At 63.5% G+C, this 578-nt stretch carries 1 pseudogene; it reads left to right on the forward strand.

Going from position 1 to position 578, the window contains the following annotated elements:
• Positions 1–578, forward strand: a pseudogene (locus I6F66_RS21635) (excinuclease ABC subunit A); the annotation flags it as partial.

The following is a 578-nucleotide window of genomic DNA, read 5'->3' on the forward strand; positions in this document are numbered from 1 at the left end:
CATGGAGCATGTTCGCAGGCTGGTGCGGGTCGATCAGAAACCGATCGGCCGGACGCCGCGCTCGAACCTAGCCACCTACAGCGGCATGTTCGACCATGTGCGACGGATCTTCGCTGATACGCCGCTCGCCCGCCGGCGGCACTACAGCCCGGGAAGGTTCTCGTTCAACGTCGCGCAAGGCCGCTGCCCTGTGTGCGAGGGCGAGGGATACGTCATGGTGGAGCTGCTGTTCCTGCCGAGCGTTTTTGCCCCGTGCTCGACCTGTCATGGCTCTCGCTACAACCCGCAAACGCTCGAAGTCGAATGGAACGGGCGCAATATCGCCCAGGTGCTCGAACTGACGGTCGACGATGCGTGCGATTTCTTCGCTGGCGAGGCATCTGTGATGCGCTCCCTCGACGTGTTGCGGGAGATCGGTCTTGGTTATCTGAGGCTCGGTCAGCCGGCGACCGAGCTGTCTGGCGGGGAGGCGCAGCGCATCAAGCTGGCGACTGAACTGCAACGCGCTCAACGCGGCAACACGATCTACATCCTCGACGAGCCAACTTCGGGACTTCACCCCTCCGATGGCGACCGGC

The organism is Pseudoalteromonas sp. NZS100_1 (assembly GCF_015864285.1).
Lineage (GTDB): Bacteria > Pseudomonadota > Gammaproteobacteria > Enterobacterales > Alteromonadaceae > Pseudoalteromonas > Pseudoalteromonas arctica.